At 51.3% G+C, this 18,267-nt stretch carries 20 protein-coding genes; 8 read left to right on the top strand and 12 right to left on the bottom strand.

Going from position 1 to position 18,267, the window contains the following annotated elements; all coding sequences use genetic code 11:
- Positions 1–51 precede the first annotated feature (51 nt).
- Both uvrC and uvrY read right to left on the bottom strand, forming a co-directional pair.
- The gene (uvrC, locus tag ACH0VJ_RS18805) at positions 52–1,884 is read right to left on the bottom strand and encodes an excinuclease ABC subunit UvrC (RefSeq protein WP_001289470.1); all 1,833 of its coding nucleotides are present in this window, start codon (positions 1,882–1,884) and stop codon (positions 52–54) included.
- Positions 1,881–2,537: a UvrY/SirA/GacA family response regulator transcription factor gene (gene uvrY / locus ACH0VJ_RS18800; RefSeq protein WP_000611323.1), complete on the bottom strand. Its 657-nt coding sequence runs from the start codon at positions 2,535–2,537 to the stop codon at positions 1,881–1,883. The genes uvrC and uvrY overlap by 4 nt, the downstream gene beginning before the upstream one ends.
- Before the next feature lie 311 nt (positions 2,538–2,848).
- Here uvrY and ACH0VJ_RS18795 point away from each other — a divergent pair, with 311 nt between their 5' ends.
- Positions 2,849–3,004 carry a hypothetical protein gene (locus ACH0VJ_RS18795; protein ID WP_000546188.1) on the top strand — a complete coding sequence of 52 codons (156 nt, stop codon included), beginning with the start codon at positions 2,849–2,851 and terminating at the stop codon, positions 3,002–3,004.
- On the top strand, positions 3,001–3,225 hold the full coding sequence (locus tag ACH0VJ_RS18790; RefSeq protein WP_000106483.1) for a DUF2594 family protein: 225 nt from the start codon (positions 3,001–3,003) through the stop codon (positions 3,223–3,225). Before ACH0VJ_RS18795 ends, ACH0VJ_RS18790 begins: the two co-directional genes overlap by 4 nt.
- Before the next feature lie 66 nt (positions 3,226–3,291).
- Here the strand turns inward: ACH0VJ_RS18790 and sdiA are convergent, their stop codons facing one another.
- The 9 genes from sdiA to ACH0VJ_RS18745 all read right to left on the bottom strand — a co-directional run bounded on the left by sdiA (position 3,292) and on the right by ACH0VJ_RS18745 (position 12,063).
- Positions 3,292–4,014 carry a transcriptional regulator SdiA gene (gene sdiA, locus ACH0VJ_RS18785; RefSeq protein ID WP_001157169.1) on the bottom strand — a complete coding sequence of 241 codons (723 nt, stop codon included), beginning with the start codon at positions 4,012–4,014 and terminating at the stop codon, positions 3,292–3,294.
- 232 nt (positions 4,015–4,246) lie between these two features.
- Entirely contained in the window at positions 4,247–4,999 is a 753-nt protein-coding gene (gene tcyN / locus ACH0VJ_RS18780; protein WP_001273041.1) for an L-cystine ABC transporter ATP-binding protein TcyN, read from the bottom strand.
- Positions 4,996–5,664, bottom strand: coding sequence for a cystine ABC transporter permease (gene tcyL / locus ACH0VJ_RS18775; protein ID WP_001158235.1), 669 nt, complete (start codon positions 5,662–5,664; stop codon positions 4,996–4,998). The genes tcyN and tcyL overlap by 4 nt, the downstream gene beginning before the upstream one ends.
- Before the next feature lie 20 nt (positions 5,665–5,684).
- The gene (dcyD, locus tag ACH0VJ_RS18770) at positions 5,685–6,671 is read right to left on the bottom strand and encodes a D-cysteine desulfhydrase (RefSeq protein ID WP_001128188.1); all 987 of its coding nucleotides are present in this window, start codon (positions 6,669–6,671) and stop codon (positions 5,685–5,687) included.
- A 153-nt stretch (positions 6,672–6,824) separates the two neighbouring features.
- Entirely contained in the window at positions 6,825–7,625 is an 801-nt protein-coding gene (tcyJ, locus tag ACH0VJ_RS18765; RefSeq protein WP_000761634.1) for a cystine ABC transporter substrate-binding protein, read from the bottom strand.
- Positions 7,626–7,771: 146 nt separating this feature from the next.
- Positions 7,772–8,323, bottom strand: a complete 552-nt coding sequence (gene fliZ / locus ACH0VJ_RS18760; protein WP_000218080.1) for a flagella biosynthesis regulatory protein FliZ — start codon at positions 8,321–8,323, stop codon at positions 7,772–7,774.
- A gap of 58 nt (positions 8,324–8,381) precedes the next feature.
- Complete coding sequence (locus ACH0VJ_RS18755) at positions 8,382–9,101, bottom strand: RNA polymerase sigma factor FliA (RefSeq protein ID WP_001087453.1); 720 nt, start codon at positions 9,099–9,101, stop codon at positions 8,382–8,384.
- Positions 9,102–9,297: 196 nt separating this feature from the next.
- On the bottom strand, positions 9,298–10,503 hold the full coding sequence (gene fliB / locus ACH0VJ_RS18750) for a flagellin lysine-N-methylase (RefSeq protein WP_000659252.1): 1,206 nt from the start codon (positions 10,501–10,503) through the stop codon (positions 9,298–9,300).
- Positions 10,504–10,581: 78 nt separating this feature from the next.
- A complete protein-coding gene (locus ACH0VJ_RS18745; protein WP_000079808.1) occupies positions 10,582–12,063 on the bottom strand; it encodes a FliC/FljB family flagellin in 1,482 nt (493 codons plus the stop codon).
- A 256-nt stretch (positions 12,064–12,319) separates the two neighbouring features.
- On the opposite strand from ACH0VJ_RS18745, the gene fliD reads away from it, so the two are divergent.
- The 4 genes from fliD (at position 12,320) to amyA (ending at position 16,069) form a co-directional block, all read left to right on the top strand.
- Positions 12,320–13,723: a flagellar filament capping protein FliD gene (fliD, locus tag ACH0VJ_RS18740; RefSeq protein WP_000146802.1), complete on the top strand. Its 1,404-nt coding sequence runs from the start codon at positions 12,320–12,322 to the stop codon at positions 13,721–13,723.
- A gap of 14 nt (positions 13,724–13,737) precedes the next feature.
- Positions 13,738–14,145, top strand: a complete 408-nt coding sequence (fliS, locus tag ACH0VJ_RS18735; RefSeq protein WP_000287764.1) for a flagellar export chaperone FliS — start codon at positions 13,738–13,740, stop codon at positions 14,143–14,145.
- Positions 14,145–14,513, top strand: coding sequence for a flagella biosynthesis regulatory protein FliT (gene fliT / locus ACH0VJ_RS18730; protein WP_000204899.1), 369 nt, complete (start codon positions 14,145–14,147; stop codon positions 14,511–14,513). Before fliS ends, fliT begins: the two co-directional genes overlap by 1 nt.
- Positions 14,514–14,584: 71 nt before the next feature.
- The gene (gene amyA, locus ACH0VJ_RS18725) at positions 14,585–16,069 is read left to right on the top strand and encodes an alpha-amylase (RefSeq protein ID WP_000795486.1); all 1,485 of its coding nucleotides are present in this window, start codon (positions 14,585–14,587) and stop codon (positions 16,067–16,069) included.
- Positions 16,070–16,108: 39 nt separating this feature from the next.
- Here amyA and yedD read toward each other — a convergent pair whose 3' ends face one another.
- Complete coding sequence (gene yedD / locus ACH0VJ_RS18720; protein WP_000754694.1) at positions 16,109–16,522, bottom strand: lipoprotein YedD; 414 nt, start codon at positions 16,520–16,522, stop codon at positions 16,109–16,111.
- A 185-nt stretch (positions 16,523–16,707) separates the two neighbouring features.
- Here yedD and yedE point away from each other — a divergent pair, with 185 nt between their 5' ends.
- Both yedE and yedF read left to right on the top strand, forming a co-directional pair.
- Positions 16,708–17,913: a selenium metabolism membrane protein YedE/FdhT gene (gene yedE / locus ACH0VJ_RS18715; RefSeq protein ID WP_001537117.1), complete on the top strand. Its 1,206-nt coding sequence runs from the start codon at positions 16,708–16,710 to the stop codon at positions 17,911–17,913.
- Positions 17,910–18,143: a sulfurtransferase-like selenium metabolism protein YedF gene (yedF, locus tag ACH0VJ_RS18710; RefSeq protein ID WP_000790504.1), complete on the top strand. Its 234-nt coding sequence runs from the start codon at positions 17,910–17,912 to the stop codon at positions 18,141–18,143. The genes yedE and yedF overlap by 4 nt, the downstream gene beginning before the upstream one ends.
- The last annotated feature ends 124 nt before the right edge of the window (positions 18,144–18,267 follow it).

The following is an 18,267-nucleotide window of genomic DNA, read 5'->3' as shown; positions in this document are numbered from 1 at the left end:
CGGGTAACTATCTGTTGTCAGTGAAATTACCCCTATGTTGCTACAGTGGCCTCAATGTTTCAACGACCAGAAGATCTTTTCTGCCAGACCTTGCGAAATACCCGGCACTTTTGCAATTTCTTCTACGCTGGCGTTACGTAGTCCTTGCAAACCGCCCATATATTTCAGCAGCATCTGGCGACGTTTAGGCCCAACGCCTTCAATAGTTTCCAGCGTACTGGTATTTTTAACCTTCGCGCGTTTTTTACGGTGCCCGCCGATCGCGTGATCGTGCGACTCATCGCGAATATGCTGAATAACATGCAGCGCCGGCGAGTCCGGCGGCAGGCTAAACCCCTCGCCTTCCGGTTCAAAAAAGAGTGTTTCCAGACCGGCCTTTCTGTCCGTGCCTTTGGCGACGCCAAGCAGCAAAGGACGATGCTTATCCCAGGGGACATCCAGCTCAGCGAAAACGGCTTTCGCCTGGGCGAGCTGCCCTTTTCCGCCGTCGATCAGAATAACATCCGGAATCTTACTTTCTTCTATGGCCTTGCCATAACGCCGACGTAGCACCTGATTCATCGCCGCGTAGTCATCACCCGGCGTGATGCCCGCGATATTATAACGACGATACTCGGCGCGTAACGGCCCGTTAGCGTCAAATACCACACAGGATGCGACCGTTTGCTCCCCCATGGTATGGCTGATGTCAAAACACTCCATCCGCTTGATCGCAGGAAGTTTTAATACCGCCGCCAGCGCGGTCAAACGCTGCGTGATGGTGGACTGCTGCGAGAGTTTAGTGATTAAGGCCGTTGCCGCGTTGGTCCGCGCCAGCTTGAGATAACGGGCGCGATCGCCGCGCGGTTTTGTCTGGACATGAATACGCCGTCCGGCAAATTCCGACAACGAATCGGCCAGCAGCGTTTTATCACTCAGATTAAAATCGAGCAGTATCTCGCCCGGTAGCGTGCGCATCTGGCTACCCTGCAGGTAAAACTGCCCGACAAAGGTTTCCACCACTTCGCCCAGTTCCGTACCGCCAGGTACTTTTGGAAAATAGCTGCGGCTGCCCAGCACCTTACCCTGGCGAATAAACAGCACATGCACACAGGCCATACCCGCATCAAAAGCCACACCGATCACGTCGAGATCGTCGCCCGCATTGGAGACAAACTGTTTCTCCGTGACCCGGCGTACCGCCTGGATCTGATCGCGAATACGCGCCGCCTCTTCAAATGCCAAATCCTGGCTGGCCTTTTCCATCCGGGCAATCAGTTGTGTTAAGACCTGGTCGTCCTTGCCGGACAAAAACAACCGGACATACTCCACCTGTTGCGTGTACTCCTCCTCGCTGACCAGTCCTGCAACGCAGGGGCCTAAGCAGCGGCCAATCTGATATTGCAGGCAAGGACGCGAGCGGTTGCGATACACGCTGTTTTCGCACTGGCGGATAGGGAAAATTTTCTGTAACAGCGCCAGCGTTTCCCGCACGGCATAGCCATTAGGAAATGGACCGAAGTACTCGCCTTTCGCATGTTTGGCGCCACGGTGCATCGCCAGACGCGGATGGGTATCGCCGCTCAGAAAAATAAAAGGATAGGATTTATCATCACGCAACAACACGTTGTAACGCGGTTGATACAACTTGATGTAATTATGCTCAAGCAGCAGCGCTTCCGTTTCGGTATGCGTTACCGTGACATCAATGTGTTGAATTTGCGCAACTAGCGCTTCGGTTTTACGCGAAGCCAGGTTGCTGCGAAAGTAGCTGGAAAGACGCTTTTTCAGGTCTTTTGCTTTACCGACATAAATAACCGTACCGCCGGCGTCATACATACGATAGACACCGGGTTGGCTGGTAACGGTTTTCAAAAACGCCTTTGCGTCAAATATTTCACTCACTGGCTTGTTAACGTCTCCGCATTACACAGGCCATGGCGGATTGCCAGGTGAGTCAGCTCAACATCACCATGAATGTTTAATTTACTGAACATACGATAGCGATAGCTGTTCACCGTTTTAGGACTGAGATTCAGCTGTTCTGAAATCTCATTGACCTTCTGACCCTTGGTGATCATCAGCATAATCTGCAACTCGCGTTCAGACAAACTGGCGAACGGCGTTTCCGTTTTTGCAGGCTCGATCTGACTGAGCGCCATCTGCTGAGCGATATCGGAGGCGATATAACGTTGTCCGGAATACACCGAACGAATAGCGCTCACCACCTCCTGAGGCGCAGCGCCTTTGCTGAGATAGCCAGCTGCGCCAGCCTGCATCACTTTGGCGGGCAACGGGTTCTCCGTATGGACGGTCAGCATGATCACTTTGATATCCGCTGTCGATCGGGCAATTTTACGCGTCGCCTCAAGGCCGCCAATACCGGGCATGTTCATATCCATCAGCACGACGTCAACGGCGTTAGTACGGCACCATTTTACCGCATCCTCTCCGCAGCACGCTTCACCGACAACTTTAATGCCCTTTATATCTTCAAGAATGCGTCGTATCCCTGCGCGCACCAGTTCGTGGTCATCAACAAGAAGAACGTTGATCAAAGGAATATCTCCAGAATAGGGATAACGCTACTGATAGTTAATCGTCCTTATATTAGCTGGTTTTATCTCAACTTTGAAACGTAAAAAAACACCGGGTATTCGATTTTGCTCTCGTTTTTGGAAATTATGTTGTACGTCATGTGGCAACTGCCAACGTTGTAGCCCCTTCTGACGGCGCTGTTCCGGGCTGATATTTCATAATGGTGACAAAAATTTCACGTTCCGCTGTCTAAACACTAATTAGGGAATCAACTTTGTAACAATAATTAACGAGTAAAATACGCGTAATAAACAAAGAATGAAGAAAATATATGCATCACGCGGAAACGTTTATTTTGTGGGTAACCCCTCCGCTTTTTGATCAAAAAACAACCACTGCTATTTTTAGCGTAGCTTATGGTATACTCCGCCGCCTTAACATCTGCTATCGCACATTTTCACTGAAACATAACGAGGAAAATAAATGAGTACGCCTGATTTTTCCACCGCTGAGAATAATCAAGAACTGGCTACTGAAGTCAACTGCCTGAAAGCCATGTTAACGCTGATGCTGCAGGCGATGGGCCAGGCCGATGCAGGGCGCGTGATTCTTAAAATGGAAAAACAGATCGCGCAGATGGATGATGAAGCACAAGCGGCGGTATTTTCCAGTACGGTTAAGCAAATTAAACAGGCTTACCGCCAGTAGTAAAAAACCGGCTGTTAGCATCGCTTTCAGCCGGTTTCGCGTCTGGCGCGAAGCATCGTCAGCACGTCATATCAGACCTGTCGCCGCAGCGTAGCAGGCAATCTGTGTTTTATTTGGCGCATTGAATTTCTTCTGCATATTTTTCTGATGGAAGTTAACGGTATTTTCAGAAATCGACAGAATAATGGCGATCTCTGATGAGGTCTTCCCTTCCGCCGTCCACTTCAGAATCTCTTTCTCACGTTTACTGAAACGCATCTCAGGCGCCATCACCATGTCGTCTTCAAATCTTGTCAGCGCCGAAAGACTCTCCCGCGCCAGCAGTTGCAACCTCAGCTCCACTTCATCGTAGGTAAACGAGGAGCAGCGTAAACTGCTACGGGAGACAGATAAAAAGCCCAGCGCCCGGTTCGGCAACATCACACACTGGGTTACGCCTCTGCGTAATCCGAAACGCTGGGCGGCATCCCACATCGCCTGCGCTTCATGAAATAGCACGTCATCCCAATGTAAATGACCCTGCCTGAAATTTTCCGGCTTTAATACCGGATCGATCGCAAAATAGTTTTCGGACTGATAATGCGTTACCCACGCCGGAGGATAAGTGGTACGAAGCGATATTTTAGGCCGGGTAAAGGGAACGGGATGACGAACACACAGAGCATAATAATCAAATTCCAGCCGCTGTGTCTGATATTGCAATTCAGTATAAACATCCTCTGCTGCCGCCATCTCCTGAAAGCGTAACAACATTGCGCGTCGCCAGGTGAAGAAATCATTTTCCTGCATATTTTATGGTCACGCCTTTGATATTGATAATCATTATTATGAATAGCTTAAATTAACACATAAATAGTGTTTATATATAAGAAATATCGGACGAAACGTAGAATACTTGAGCGGCATTACAGTTTTTTGGCTTCCGCCTGAGAGCAAGGTTAATAATCTGGCAGAATGACTTCATAATTATTCATTGCGCTCGCCCAAGGCGCGGCTAATTCGGGCGAGCGTTGAAAAGGTATTATTTCACTAAAAATTTCTCAAGGAACTGGCGGGTACGCGGATGCTGAGGATCGGCGAACAAGGTTTTCGCCGGCCCCTGCTCGACGATTTGCCCCTGATCCATAAATATTGCCCGATCAGCCACGTCACGCGCAAAGCCCATTTCGTGAGTGACGATCACCATCGTGCGCTTTTCCTGCGCCAGCTGGCGAATCGTATTAAGCACCTCGCCGACTAATTCAGGATCAAGCGCCGACGTCGGCTCATCAAACAGAATCACTTCCGGGCGCATCGCCAGCGCGCGTGCAATCGCCACGCGCTGCTGTTGCCCGCCCGACAGGCGGCGCGGATAACGGGTCTCTTTACCGGCCAACCCGACTTTGGCTAACAGTTCCCGCGCCAGCGCCGTCGCCTCGACTTTCGGCTCTCCCTTTACAATCACCGGACCTTCAATGATATTTTCCAGCACGGTACGATGCGGGAACAGGTTAAAACTCTGAAAGACAAAGCCGACATGCTGACGTAGCTGGCGAATCAACCCTTTTTGCTGGCTGAATGGGCGGGCGGTATCGATGATAATATCACCCACTTTAATGGTGCCCGCTTCCGGTTGTTCCAGCAGGTTAATGCAGCGTAATAACGTTGTCTTCCCTGAGCCGCTCGGGCCGATAATGGCGACGACTTCTCCGGGCTTTACCTCAAGGTCGATACCGTGCAGCACCGTTTGACCATGAAATTTTTTGACCAGGTTGGTGACTTCGATCGCACTCATTTTGGCTCTCTCTCCTGGCGGTTAAGCTGGTTTTCAAAATAGTTTTGCAGTGCCGATAAGACGGTCGCCATTACCCAGTAGATTAACGACGCGGCCAGATACATGGTAAACACCTCCAGCGTTCGCGAGGTAATTAACTGCGCCTGGCGGAACAACTCCGGCACCTGAATCGTCGCGGCGAGCGACGTATCTTTCACCAGGCTGATAAAGCTGTTGCTCAACGGCGGAAGCGCAACGCGAGCCGCCTGCGGCAAAATAGCGCGACGTAGCGTTTGCCACGGCGTCATACCAATGCTCGCCGCCGCTTCCCATTGCCCCTTGTCGATAGCCGAGATCGCCGCGCGCAGCGTCTCGGACGTGTAAGCCGCGGTATTGAGCGATAAACCAATCATCGCCGCCGGGATAGGGTCCAGCTCAATCCCAAATTGCGGCAGGCCGTAATAGATCATAAATAACTGGGCGATAAGCGGCGTACCGCGAAAAATCGAGATATAAAAGCGCGCCAGCCAGAGAACCGGCCATAGCGGAGACATCCGCATCAGCGCCAGCACAAATCCCAGCAGCAGACCAAAAAACATACCGCCAATACTCAGTTGCAGGGTAAAGACGGCACCTTTAAGCAAATACGGCAGCGATTCAATAACCAGTTGGATACTTTCTTGCATTCGCGTTGATTACCTGGAGGTTATACATGAGGATGGTAGGCAAACAGCGCAGGCGCCCCACCGGTGTGAATAAAGAGAATCGGCCCGTCATCGTTAAAGCGTTTCTGGCTGATGCCGTCTATCAGACCCGCCATCGCTTTACCGGTATATACCGGATCCAGCAGCACCCCCTCCAGGCTCGCCAGCAGTTTCACCGCCTCCATCCCCGCGTCATTTGGCACGCCGTAACCCGGGGCAAAATAGTCATCCCATAAATGGATATCCGCCGTCGCCGTCAGCGCCAGCTGACCGGCAATAGCCTGCTGCAAGGCAATCACTTTGGGTTTCTGCTCGGCGACAGAACGTGAAACGGTCACGCCAATCAGTTCGACATCCGGCATCAGATGTTCCAGCCCGACAGCTAACCCGGCGTGCGTTCCGGCGCTGCCGGAGGCCACCACCACCGAAGAGAGCCCGACGACCTCTTCACACTGCTGGGCGATTTCCAGGGCGCTCTCTACGTATCCCATTGCCCCCAGCGCGCTGGAACCGCCGACCGGAATCACATAGGGCCTGAACCCTTGCGCTTCAATGCGCGTCGCCAGCGTTTGCAGCTGCGCATCCGGATCGGTTAGCGCATCGCACATCTCAATTTGCGTATTAAATAAATCCAGTAACAGGCGATTACCATTCGTCAGGTAATTTTCCGCGGTGGTACCGATTGGATTTTCCAGCAAGGCGACGCAATGCAGTCCCAATTTGGCCGCGACTGCCGCCGTCTGACGGACATGGTTCGACTGAATCGCCCCTGCGGTTATCAGCGTATCCGCCCCTTCTCGCAGCGCGTCGGCCACCAAAAACTCCAGCTTACGCAGTTTATTACCGCCCATTGCAATGGGCGTAACGTCATCGCGCTTAATGTAAATCTCACGGCCAAGATAATCAGACAATCGCGGCAGGTATTCGAGCGGGGTCGGCGCGCCAATAAGCTCCAGGCGAGGGAAGCGCGTTAAGTGATGTAGTGGCATTGAGCCTCCGGTAACGTTGTGGTGTGTTCTTTTTATTATGCACGTTGATCTAACGGAAATAAAAAAGGCGCCGATTCACGCGCCTCCGTTTGCTGACATAGTATGAGGTTGATATTGCCCGGCGGCGCACTGCCTGCCGGGCAACGTAGAGCATTATTGGGTCACGTCAGCGCCAAACCATTTTTCGGAGAGCGCTTTTAAGGTGCCATCTTTTTGCATTTCCGCAATGGCGTTATCTACCGCCTTCAGCAAGTCTTCGTTGCCTTTACGTAACGCAACGCCGGACTCCTGACGCGAAAACGCATCACCGGTGACGGCCAGCGTACCTTTGGTTTTTTTTACCAGATCCAGCGCCGCCAGACGATCGACTAAAATCGCGTCAATACGGCCTACGCGCAGATCCTGGTATTTTGTAGGATCATCGTCATAAGTACGGATATCCACGCCCTGAACATGTTGACGTAGCCATTCTTCATAGTTAGTCCCCAGCCCAACGCCAACTTTTTTGCCCTGCAGATCGGCCGCCGTTTTGATCGTGCCTTCATTGCCTTTTTTCACCAGCGCCTGAACGCCGGAGACAGTATAAGGCGTAGAGAAATCATATTTTTTCTTGCGGACGTCTGAAATCGTGACCTGGTTTATCACCACATCAATGCGTTTAGCGTCCAGCGACGCCAGTATTCCGTCCCATTTGGTCGGCTTCAACGACGCTTTAACGCCCAGATGTTTTGCCAACGCCTCGGCGAAATCGACTTCAAAACCGGTTAATTTGCCGTCTTCGCCCTGAAAACTAAACGGCGGATAGGTACCTTCCAGCCCTACCAGCAGCGTGCCACGTTCTTTAACTTTGTTCAGCAAACCCTCATCGGCAAAGCTCTTCGCGCTCATTCCCGCCACCAGCGCTACAGCCATTACTCCCATCAGTGCCTGACGTCCCAGCAGTGCTAATTTCATAGTAACCCCGAATATTGCCGTTAATGACCATAGACTGTGTCCCGCCATGGCGCATCGTCACGTCTCGCGAACCTTTGGGGGACTCAGCCTAATGTAGAAGGTTTGCCACGTTTCACCAACACGACTCTGCTACATCTTATGCTTTTTTAATATATATCAGAACTGGCGGTAAAGGGGGATTTCTGTCTGGGCGCAATCTGCTGATGCGCTTTATATTGCTGGTATTTACGTAGTGCGATACGGTAATTATTGGTGCTGGTTTCCGGCAACCATGGCGCCAGGCTTTCATCGAGAAAACCGTCCTGCAGCAGATCGTGGGAAATGTTTTGCTCGCTGAGGTAATTGCCAAGACGTCGTAAACGCACGACATATTCCCGCACCGTGCCATGACTCATCTCGGTTTGTTCAAACAAATACTGTTTGAAACCGATAATATCGAAAAAATCACTCTGCTTTTTGCAGTGCAAATCACCGCAAAAGCGACATAGCGCCACCCACTCCTTCTGCTCCCGCTGCCAGGCAGCGTCGTCAAGTAGCATATCCAGCTGTGAAATAGCGATTTTATTAACGATCTTGCCACGGCGAACCAGCGTAATGCGGTCGAGCAGTTTGTGACAATGCGCGCAATGCGTCTGGCTGTGTTTAAAGTCTTTAAGATAGCGGCTCAAGGGCCGCCTTTTAGGTTGCTGCACCGTCATGAGAACTCCTGGTAGTCTATACGTTGTGCGGCACTTTTCGGGTGCGACCATGCGCGACCTATAACTTACCCAGTTTGGTGCGTAATCGTTTGATGGCCTGACTATGCAACTGGCTGACCCGCGATTCGCCGACTTCCAGTACCGCGCCAATCTCTTTGAGGTTGAGCTCTTCCTGGTAATACAGCGTTAACACCAGTTGCTCGCGTTCCGGCAGCGATTCAATCGCGTCCATTACCCGCTGTCGCAGGTCGCCCTCCAGCAGTTGATGTAACGGGTTTTCCTGTTGATGTTCTTCAGTCACCAGTTCGATGCTATCGCCATGCTCCTCCCGCCACTCATCGTAAGAGAAAAGTTGGCTGTTGTTGGTATCGAGCAACATCTGACGATACTCCGCAACAGGAATGCCAAGACGTTCCGCCACTTCGGTTTCCGTCGCATTACGCCCCAGTTCCTGCTCCAGTTGTCCCATCGCCTGCGCCACTTCGCGGGCATTACGCCGGACGCTACGCGGCACCCAATCGCGGCTGCGTAATTCATCCAGCATCGCCCCACGAATACGCTGCACTGCGTAAGTGGTAAATGCCGTTCCTTGCAAAGCGTCATATCGGTCGACCGCATTTAATAACCCGATGCCGCCCGCTTGTAGCAGATCGTCCAGTTCCACGCTCGCCGGCAATCGCACCTGCAGGCGCAATGCTTCGTGACGCACCAGCGGTACATAACGCTGCCACAGCGAGTGTTTATCCATTACACCTTCAGCGGTATACAGTGAATTCACGATAAACAGCCCTGCGTTAAATGAGTTATCGGCATGATTATCCGTTTCTACAGAGGGTTCTATCGAAGGAATAAGGCTATAAAAGAAGGGTTATTTCACTTATGTAACCTGTAGCGCCTTTTTAGCGGCTCAAAGAGCAGAATAAAATCAGCCAGATAGGATAAACGGGATGCGCAAAAGCCCACCCCGAACAAAACTATGTCAGAAGATGAATCATCGACAGATCGTCGCCAGTACGCACCGTTTCTATATGGCGATGAAAATTCTTCGCCACCTCGCTGTTATGCTGGCTGCGGGAGTGAAAACTATACACAATATTAGTAACGTCATCCCACTCAAGCCGCCCGCGCTCATGCACGCAGGCTGCCGTTAATAGCTTAATAAAGGCATATTCCGCCACGATAATATACAGCGCGCGTAACGGGTCGACATTCGGCTGGTTGGGGAAATTATTTTCCCAAATTTTATAGAGAATTAAATTTCTGAAGGCCCAGTTCTTCTGCTGCTCATCCGCCTGTAGACAGCGCGCTAATGAGGACTCAATATCGCTCACCTTCTGCTCCATTGAAACGCCCTCTTCCGCCGTCAGCACCCGCAGAAGGCACTGGATGTAGTGATCGAGGATAACACTGCCACGATTAAGCGGGAGCGAGCGGAAATAGTCCTGCATCTGCAATACCAGCGAGGTTTTTACCTTGCTGTCCGGCGCGATATTCATCAATTCCTGCGCCAGCACGCCGGTCTGCAACTGCTCAAGTAACGCGGCATACACCTGTTCCAGTTCGCCCAGCGCGGCATCATCTATTTTGGCAAATTTCTGCGTATACATGACAAATTTAATCAACGCATAGAGCGCGGCTTCCGTACTGCTGTTGGCATGGTTGATCAGACTCAGGCAAAACAGATTGAGTAACTTTTGCTGCGCTGGGAATAACGGCGCAGTATTGAATGTCTGCTGAATGATTGTTTTTTCGCCGAGCGCCATCGCGTCAGGATCGTTTAAAATGCGGGACGTCACCTCCGGGCAGGCAAGACTCAGGGAGTTACGTACCTCATTTTTGTAGGTATGATGCGCCCGCGGGAAAGAGGAACAGGTATGACTTAATGCCTTTGCGCCTAACGTTTTTTGTACCCGGCACAGACGGTCCTCATCCAGATAAGGGCAATTCCCCAGCGCCGAAGGCAGCTTAATTTCGCCCCAGTGGCTGTTGTTCTTTTTCAGCAGGATAATATGGTCTTGCGCGATGGTACGAATCGTCGCGTCTTTACTGGCGAGATACTTTTTAACCGTCGTCTTATCCAGCGTGATTTTCCAGCCCTTACAACAGTGGTCGCGACAGGCCGAGCCAGAACAGGAAAAGCGGGTGACAAAGACAGGTTCAGTGACGGTGATTTCTTTCATTACACAGGCTCCGGAATTAAAAAAGGCAGCTTTCGCTGCCTTGATTGTGTACCACGTGTCGGTGAATCAATCGCCGGATTAACGCAGTAAAGAGAGGACGTTTTGCGGAACCTGGTTCGCCTGCGCCAGAACGGAGGTACCGGCCTGCTGCAGAATCTGCGCGCGAGACATGTTGGAAACTTCGGTCGCGTAGTCGGAATCTTCGATACGGCTACGGGCAGAAGTCAGGTTGTTTACGGTGTTGCCCAGGTTGGTAATAGCGGAGTTGAAACGGTTCTGTACCGCACCCAGGTCAGAACGTAACGTGTCAACCTGTGCCAAAGCAGCATCAATTTTCTGCAGCGGGTTTTCGGTGGTTGTAGCAGCCGCTTCCGCCAGATCAGGCTGTGCTTTAAAGTTGTGACCTTCGGCTTTACTTGCAGCGTAAGTTTTACCACCAATAGAAACAACTTCGGTTTTGCCGTCTGCGCCACCCAGTTTGTTTAGTGCAGTTTTGGATGTACCGTCATCTGCAGTGTATTTCGTAGTATTAATACTTATGGAACCATCTTTATTTTGAGTTGCAGAATAGTAATCATCGCCTACCTTAACTGCTAAACCACCATCAATAGTTTTACCGTTATTATCAGTATAAGACATCTTAACAACAGATGCTGTGCCAGCCGCTGCAACACCCGCTGCTGTCAATGCGGCTTTGGCCTCTGTCAAATCAGCGTTTTCTTGCTGAGTTTGTTTAACATCTTTTGTTGCAGTTGAAGGGAAGCCAGCAGTAATTGGTCCTGTTGGTGTGCCAGTTAAAGTGACTTTTCCATCGGCTGCAACTGTTACTTCATAAACACCATCTTTAGCCGTAGTACCTGAAACATCAGCGTAATATTTTCCAGTAGTATCATCAAACTTCAGATCACCAGTAATAGCAGGAGTACCACCTAAGGTAGTTGCTGATGCAGCAAACGTAGATTTGTCAATAGCAGTAGCAGAATCTGTATAGCCTGTAACAGTTGCAGCCGTATCGCTGACCTTATATTTTTGTTGCACATTCAGCGTATCCAGACCCAGGGTCTGAGAGTTGATCTGCTTCAGATCGATATCGATAGTTTCACCGTCGTTGGCACCAACCTGGATGGTCAGGGTGTTGTCCTGCGCCAGGACTTTCACGCCGTTGAACTGAGTCTGGCCGGATACACGGTCGATTTCGTTCAGACGCTGGGTAATTTCAGCCTGGATAGAGTCGAGGTCAGACTGGGAGTTAGTGCTGTTAGCAGACTGAACCGCCAGTTCACGCACACGCTGCAGGTTGTTGTTGATTTCGTTCAGCGCGCCTTCAGTGGTCTGCGCAATGGAGATACCGTCGTTAGCGTTACGGGAAGCCTGAGTCAGACCTTTGATGTTCGCGGTAAAACGGTTAGCAATCGCCTGACCTGCCGCATCGTCTTTCGCGCTGTTGATACGCAGACCGGAAGACAGACGCTCGATAGCGGTGCCCAGAGCGGACTGGGATTTGTTCAGGTTATTCTGGGTCAACAGCGACAGGCTGTTTGTATTAATGACTTGTGCCATGATCTTTTCCTTATCAATTACAACTTGATGTTATTGGGCTGTTGCCCACGGTTTCTCACCGTAACCCTTGTATCGGCACCTGAATTTCGAACTTTAGAAAATTTTTCACTTCCCCCGATCTTTTTCTTAGGCGGCGAAATAGCCGCTTTATGCATCATTATTCCGCGCATTATTTTTGCAAAATTATCATTAAACTTTGCCTCCAGATTGCCGATAACGCGCTTAACTACTGTTTGCAATCAAAAAGGAAGAAGGCATGGCTTCAATTTCATCATTAGGTGTGGGATCAAACTTACCGTTAGACCAGTTGTTGACAGACCTGACAAAGAACGAAAAAGGACGCTTAACGCCAATTACCAAACAGCAGAGCGCGAATTCGGCAAAGCTAACCGCCTATGGCACATTGAAAAGCGCATTAGAAAAATTCCAGACGGCAAATACCGCGTTAAATAAAGCGGATTTATTTAAGTCTACCGTGGCGTCCAGCACCACTGAAGATCTCAAAGTCAGTACTACCGCTGGCGCTGCCGCAGGGACTTATAAGATTAACGTAACCCAGCTTGCCGCCGCACAGTCGCTGGCGACAAAAACCACCTTCGCGACCACCAAAGAGCAGTTGGGCGATACGTCGGTCACGTCCCGGACAATTAAAATTGAACAGCCGGGACGTAAAGAGCCGCTGGAAATTAAGCTGGATAAAGGCGACACCTCCATGGAGGCGATCCGTGACGCCATCAATGACGCCGACAGCGGTATCGCCGCCAGTATCGTTAAGGTCAAAGAGAACGAATTCCAGTTGGTGCTTACCGCCAATAGCGGTACCGACAATACGATGAAGATCACGGTGGAAGGCGATACAAAACTTAACGATCTACTCGCTTATGACAGCACCACCAATACCGGCAATATGCAAGAGCTGGTGAAAGCAGAAAACGCGAAGCTGAACGTAAACGGCATCGACATTGAACGTCAGAGCAATACCGTAACCGACGCCCCTCAGGGAATTACGCTCACCCTGACGAAGAAAGTGACCGACGCGACCGTGACGGTAACGAAAGATGATACCAAGGCGAAAGAGGCGATTAAATCCTGGGTGGATGCCTATAACTCGCTGGTGGATACCTTTAGCTCGTTAACCAAATATACCGCCGTTGAGCCGGGCGAAGAAGCCAGCGATAAAAACGGCGCGCTGTTAGGCGATAGTGTGGTTCGTACTATCCAGACCGGGATTCGGGCACAATTTGCCAATAGCGGCAGTAATTCTGCGTTCAAAACAATGGCGGAAATTGGCATCACTCAGGATGGGACTTCCGGCAAACTGAAGATTGATGATGATAAGCTGACCAAAGTACTGAAAGATAACACAGCCGCAGCGCGTGAGCTGCTGGTGGGCGATGGTAAAGAAACGGGGATCACCACCAAAATTGCCACCGAAGTGAAAAGTTATCTGGCGGATGACGGCATTATTGATAATGCGCAGGACAACGTTAACGCCACGCTGAAAAGCCTGACGAAACAGTACCTGTCCGTTAGCAACAGCATCGATGAAACCGTTGCCCGTTACAAGGCCCAGTTTACCCAACTGGATACCATGATGAGTAAGCTGAATAACACCAGTAGTTATTTGACCCAGCAATTTACAGCTATGAACAAGTCCTGATAACAGAGGTCACCATGTACACCGCGAGCGGTATCAAAGCTTATGCGCAAGTCAGCGTGGAAAGCGCCGTGATGAGCGCCAGCCCGCATCAGTTGATTGAAATGTTGTTTGATGGCGCGAATAGCGCTCTGGTGCGCGCTCGCCTGTTTTTAGAACAAGGCGATGTTGTCGCGAAAGGTGAAGCGTTAAGCAAAGCCATCAATATTATCGATAACGGGCTGAAAGCCGGTCTCGATCAGGAAAAAGGCGGTGAGATTGCGACGAATCTTTCCGAGCTATACGACTATATGATTCGCCGTTTACTGCAGGCTAATTTGCGTAACGACGCTCAGGCCATCGAAGAAGTGGAAGGGTTACTCAGCAATATTGCAGAAGCCTGGAAACAGATTTCACCGAAAGCATCTTTCCAGGAGTCTCGTTAATGACCTCAACCGTGGAGTTTATCAACCGTTGGCAGCGTATTGCGCTGCTCAGTCAATCGCTGCTTGAACTTGCGCAGCGAGGTGAATGGGATCTCTTATTGCAACAAGAGGTCTCCTATCTGCAAAGTATTGAAACGGTGATGGAAAAGCAAACTCCACCGGGCATTACGCGAAGTATTCAGGATATGGTCGCCGGATACATCAAACAAACGCTGGATAATGAGCAGCTCCTGAAAGGGCTGCTGCAACAGCGACTGGATGAACTGAGTAGTTTGATCGGACAATCCACCCGCCAAAAATCACTCAACAACGCGTATGGCCGTCTCTCCGGTATGTTACTCGTGCCAGACGCGCCTGGCGCCTCATAATATTTTCCCGTCTCGTATGAAAATTCTTCCATACTCCAGAGGTCGGCTAAACGACTTCTGGAGCACGGAAGATGAAAAACCCCACGTTATTGCAGTACTTCCACTGGTATTATCCCGACGGCGGTAAACTCTGGTCTGAGCTGGCGGAACGTGCTGATGGGCTGAATGATATCGGTATCAATATGGTCTGGCTACCGCCCGCCTGTAAAGGCGCCTCCGGCGGCTATTCCGTAGGCTATGATACCTACGACCTGTTTGACCTCGGCGAATTTGACCAAAAAGGAACTATCGCGACAAAGTACGGCGATAAACGCCAGTTACTGACGGCGATAGACGCGCTCAAAAAAAATAATATTGCGGTGCTGCTCGACGTCGTCGTGAACCACAAAATGGGCGCAGACGAAAAAGAACGTATTCGCGTTCAGCGCGTGAATCAGGATGACCGCACGCAAATCGATGACAACATCATTGAATGCGAAGGCTGGACGCGCTACACCTTCCCTGCCCGCGCGGGCCAGTATTCCAACTTTATTTGGGACTATCACTGTTTCAGCGGCATTGATCACATCGAGAATCCCGACGAAGACGGCATTTTTAAGATCGTCAATGACTATACCGGCGATGGCTGGAACGATCAGGTTGATGATGAGATGGGTAATTTCGACTATCTGATGGGGGAAAATATCGATTTTCGCAATCACGCGGTTACGGAGGAGATTAAATATTGGGCTCGCTGGGTCATGGAACAAACCCATTGTGACGGCTTTCGCCTGGACGCGGTAAAACATATACCCGCCTGGTTTTATAAAGAATGGATTGAGCATGTACAGGCGGTTGCACCAAAACCGCTGTTTATTGTCGCAGAATACTGGTCGCATGAAGTAGATAAACTGCAAACGTACATCGATCAGGTCGACGGGAAAACCATGCTGTTCGACGCGCCGTTGCAGATGAAATTTCACGAGGCCTCGCGCCAGGGCGCGGAGTATGACATGCGCCACATATTCACCGGCACGCTGGTAGAAGCCGACCCTTTTCATGCGGTGACGCTGGTCGCTAACCACGATACACAACCGTTACAGGCGCTGGAAGCGCCGGTAGAACCCTGGTTCAAACCATTAGCCTATGCGCTGATCCTGCTTCGTGAAAACGGCGTACCGTCAGTGTTTTATCCCGATTTATACGGCGCCAGCTATGAGGATAGCGGCGAAAATGGCGAGACCTGTCGGGTCGACATGCCGGTGATTAACCAACTGGATCAGCTGATCCTCGCTCGTCAGCGTTTTGCGCACGGTATACAAACACTCTTTTTCGATCATCCTAACTGTATCGCCTTTAGTCGCAGCGGTACTGAAGAGAATCCAGGCTGTGTGGTTGTACTTTCCAATGGCGACGACGGTGAAAAAACCCTCCTGCTCGGCGACAATTACGCTAACAAGACCTGGCGTGATTTTCTGGGAAACCGCAGTGAGCATGTTGTAACTAATGATCAAGGCGAAGCGACGTTCTTCTGCAACGCAGGCAGCGTCAGCGTGTGGATCATTGAGGACGTGTGATGAGCGTTCCCGGCGGCAGAGCGCTGCCGGGAAGCGAAATTACGGCAGCGGCGTCGGCAGCGGCGTTTTTTCTAACGCGGCGGCGCACTCCGGCGTCGGACGAGCGACCCGTTGCAGCGTCATGCCATCATATTCCAGGGTATTCCCGTCGCGCTCAATCTCATAGAGCTCACGCTTAACCGTAACATTGGTTAAGTCATCGGAGAGCATGGTCAGCTTGCCCGGCAGAGCAATAACGCGCTGCCACTGGCGGCAGTCCAGCGTATCGCCTTCTTTAGTCACTACCAGGCTGGCGATAGCTTCAGGGCTCACCAGCTTACGTTGCGGGCCTTTTGACTGCCAGTACCCTTCCAGACCGGCCGGCGCGGGCGTTTTCACCACATCATTATAGTTTTCCACCTCGGCGCATCCGGCCAGAACCAGCAATGCGCCAACGATCGCTACTTTTTTCATCATTCATCCTGCATCAGAAGAAAGAGGAATTGTGGCATTAAAGCCCTGACGCCGCCAGCCTTTCCAGGCGCTGGCCGCAATTTGATCCAGTCGGTATTACCGCTTATTAGGTGTAGGCAAATTCTGTGATCGGTGTAGTATGCGCACTTCTTGTTTCACACCTTCTGAGTTCAGAGGCTAAACACATGTCATGGCAACACTTCAAGCAAACCTGGTTAATTAAATTCTGGGCGCCGGCCCCTGCGGTGATCGCAGCCGGTATTCTCTCTACCTACTATTTTGGCATCACCGGCACGTTCTGGGCCGTGACGGGCGAATTTACCCGCTGGGGCGGGCAAATTTTGCAGCTTTTTGGCGTTCATGCCGAACAGTGGGGCTACTACAAGCTGATTCATCTGGAAGGTACGCCGCTGACGCGTATCGACGGCATGATGATCCTCGGCATGTTCGGCGGCTGTTTCGCTGCGGCGCTGTGGGCCAACAACGTAAAACTGCGTATGCCGCGCAGCCGAATCCGTATCGTACAGGCGGTGGCCGGAGGCATGATCGCTGGCTTCGGCGCGCGTCTGGCGATGGGGTGTAACCTGGCCGCCTTTTTTACCGGGATCCCGCAGTTCTCCCTACACGCGTGGTTCTTTGCGCTGGCGACCGCTATCGGTTCCTGGTTCGGCGCCCGCTTTACGTTGCTGCCGATATTTCGCATACCGGTGAAAATGCAAAAGGTCTCCGCGGCTTCGCCACTGACGCAGAAACCGGATCAGGCAAGACGGCGTTTCAGGCTCGGTATGCTGGTCTTTATCGGCATGATTGGCTGGGCGTTATTAACGGCAATGCATCAGCCGAAACTGGGGCTGGCGATGCTGTTCGGCGTCGGGTTTGGGCTGCTGATCGAGCGCGCGCAAATCTGCTTTACTTCGGCCTTTCGCGACCTGTGGATCTCCGGACGCGCCCATATGGCGAAAGCGATTATTTTTGGCATGGCGGTCAGCGCCATTGGTATTTTCAGCTACGTGCAGTTGGGCGTTGCACCTAAAATTATGTGGGCTGGCCCGAATGCGGTCATTGGCGGACTGCTGTTCGGTTTTGGCATCGTGCTGGCGGGCGGCTGCGAAACCGGCTGGATGTACCGCGCCGTAGAAGGCCAGGTGCATTACTGGTGGGTGGGCCTCGGCAATGTCATCGGTTCGACCATCCTGGCTTACTACTGGGATGATTTCGCGCCCGCTCTGGCGACCAGTTGGGATAAAGTTAACCTGCTGAATACCTTTGGTCCGCTGGGCGGTCTGCTGGTCACCTACCTGTTGTTATTTACCGCGCTGATGTTAATTATCGGCTGGGAAAAACGTTTTTTCCGCCGTGCGGGGCTGACGCCTGCTAAGGAATCTGTATGAAAAATATCGTCCCTGATTACCGTCTGGATATGGTTGGCGAACCTTGCCCGTACCCGGCGGTCGCCACTCTGGAAGCGATGCCGCAGCTAAAAAAAGGTGAGATCCTGGAAGTGGTGAGCGACTGTCCGCAGTCCATTAATAATATTCCACTGGATGCGCGCAATCATGGCTATACGGTGCTGGATATCCAACAGGATGGCCCGACAATTCGTTATCTGATTCAAAAATAAGCGCATACTCCCGCTGTACGTTACGGCGGGAGACCTTTTTACGGCATAACCGGCAAAAATCTAAAACGCATAAAAGAAATCAGACAAGGTCGTCTTGTGCGCCGTGGCATAAATCTATTATATA

The sequence above is a fragment of the Salmonella sp. 2020_1459 genome, from assembly GCF_043847915.1.
Classification (GTDB): Bacteria; Pseudomonadota; Gammaproteobacteria; order Enterobacterales; family Enterobacteriaceae; genus Salmonella; species Salmonella enterica.
Note: the sequence above shows the minus strand (reverse complement) of the source record. Positions and strands in the feature narration are given on the sequence as shown.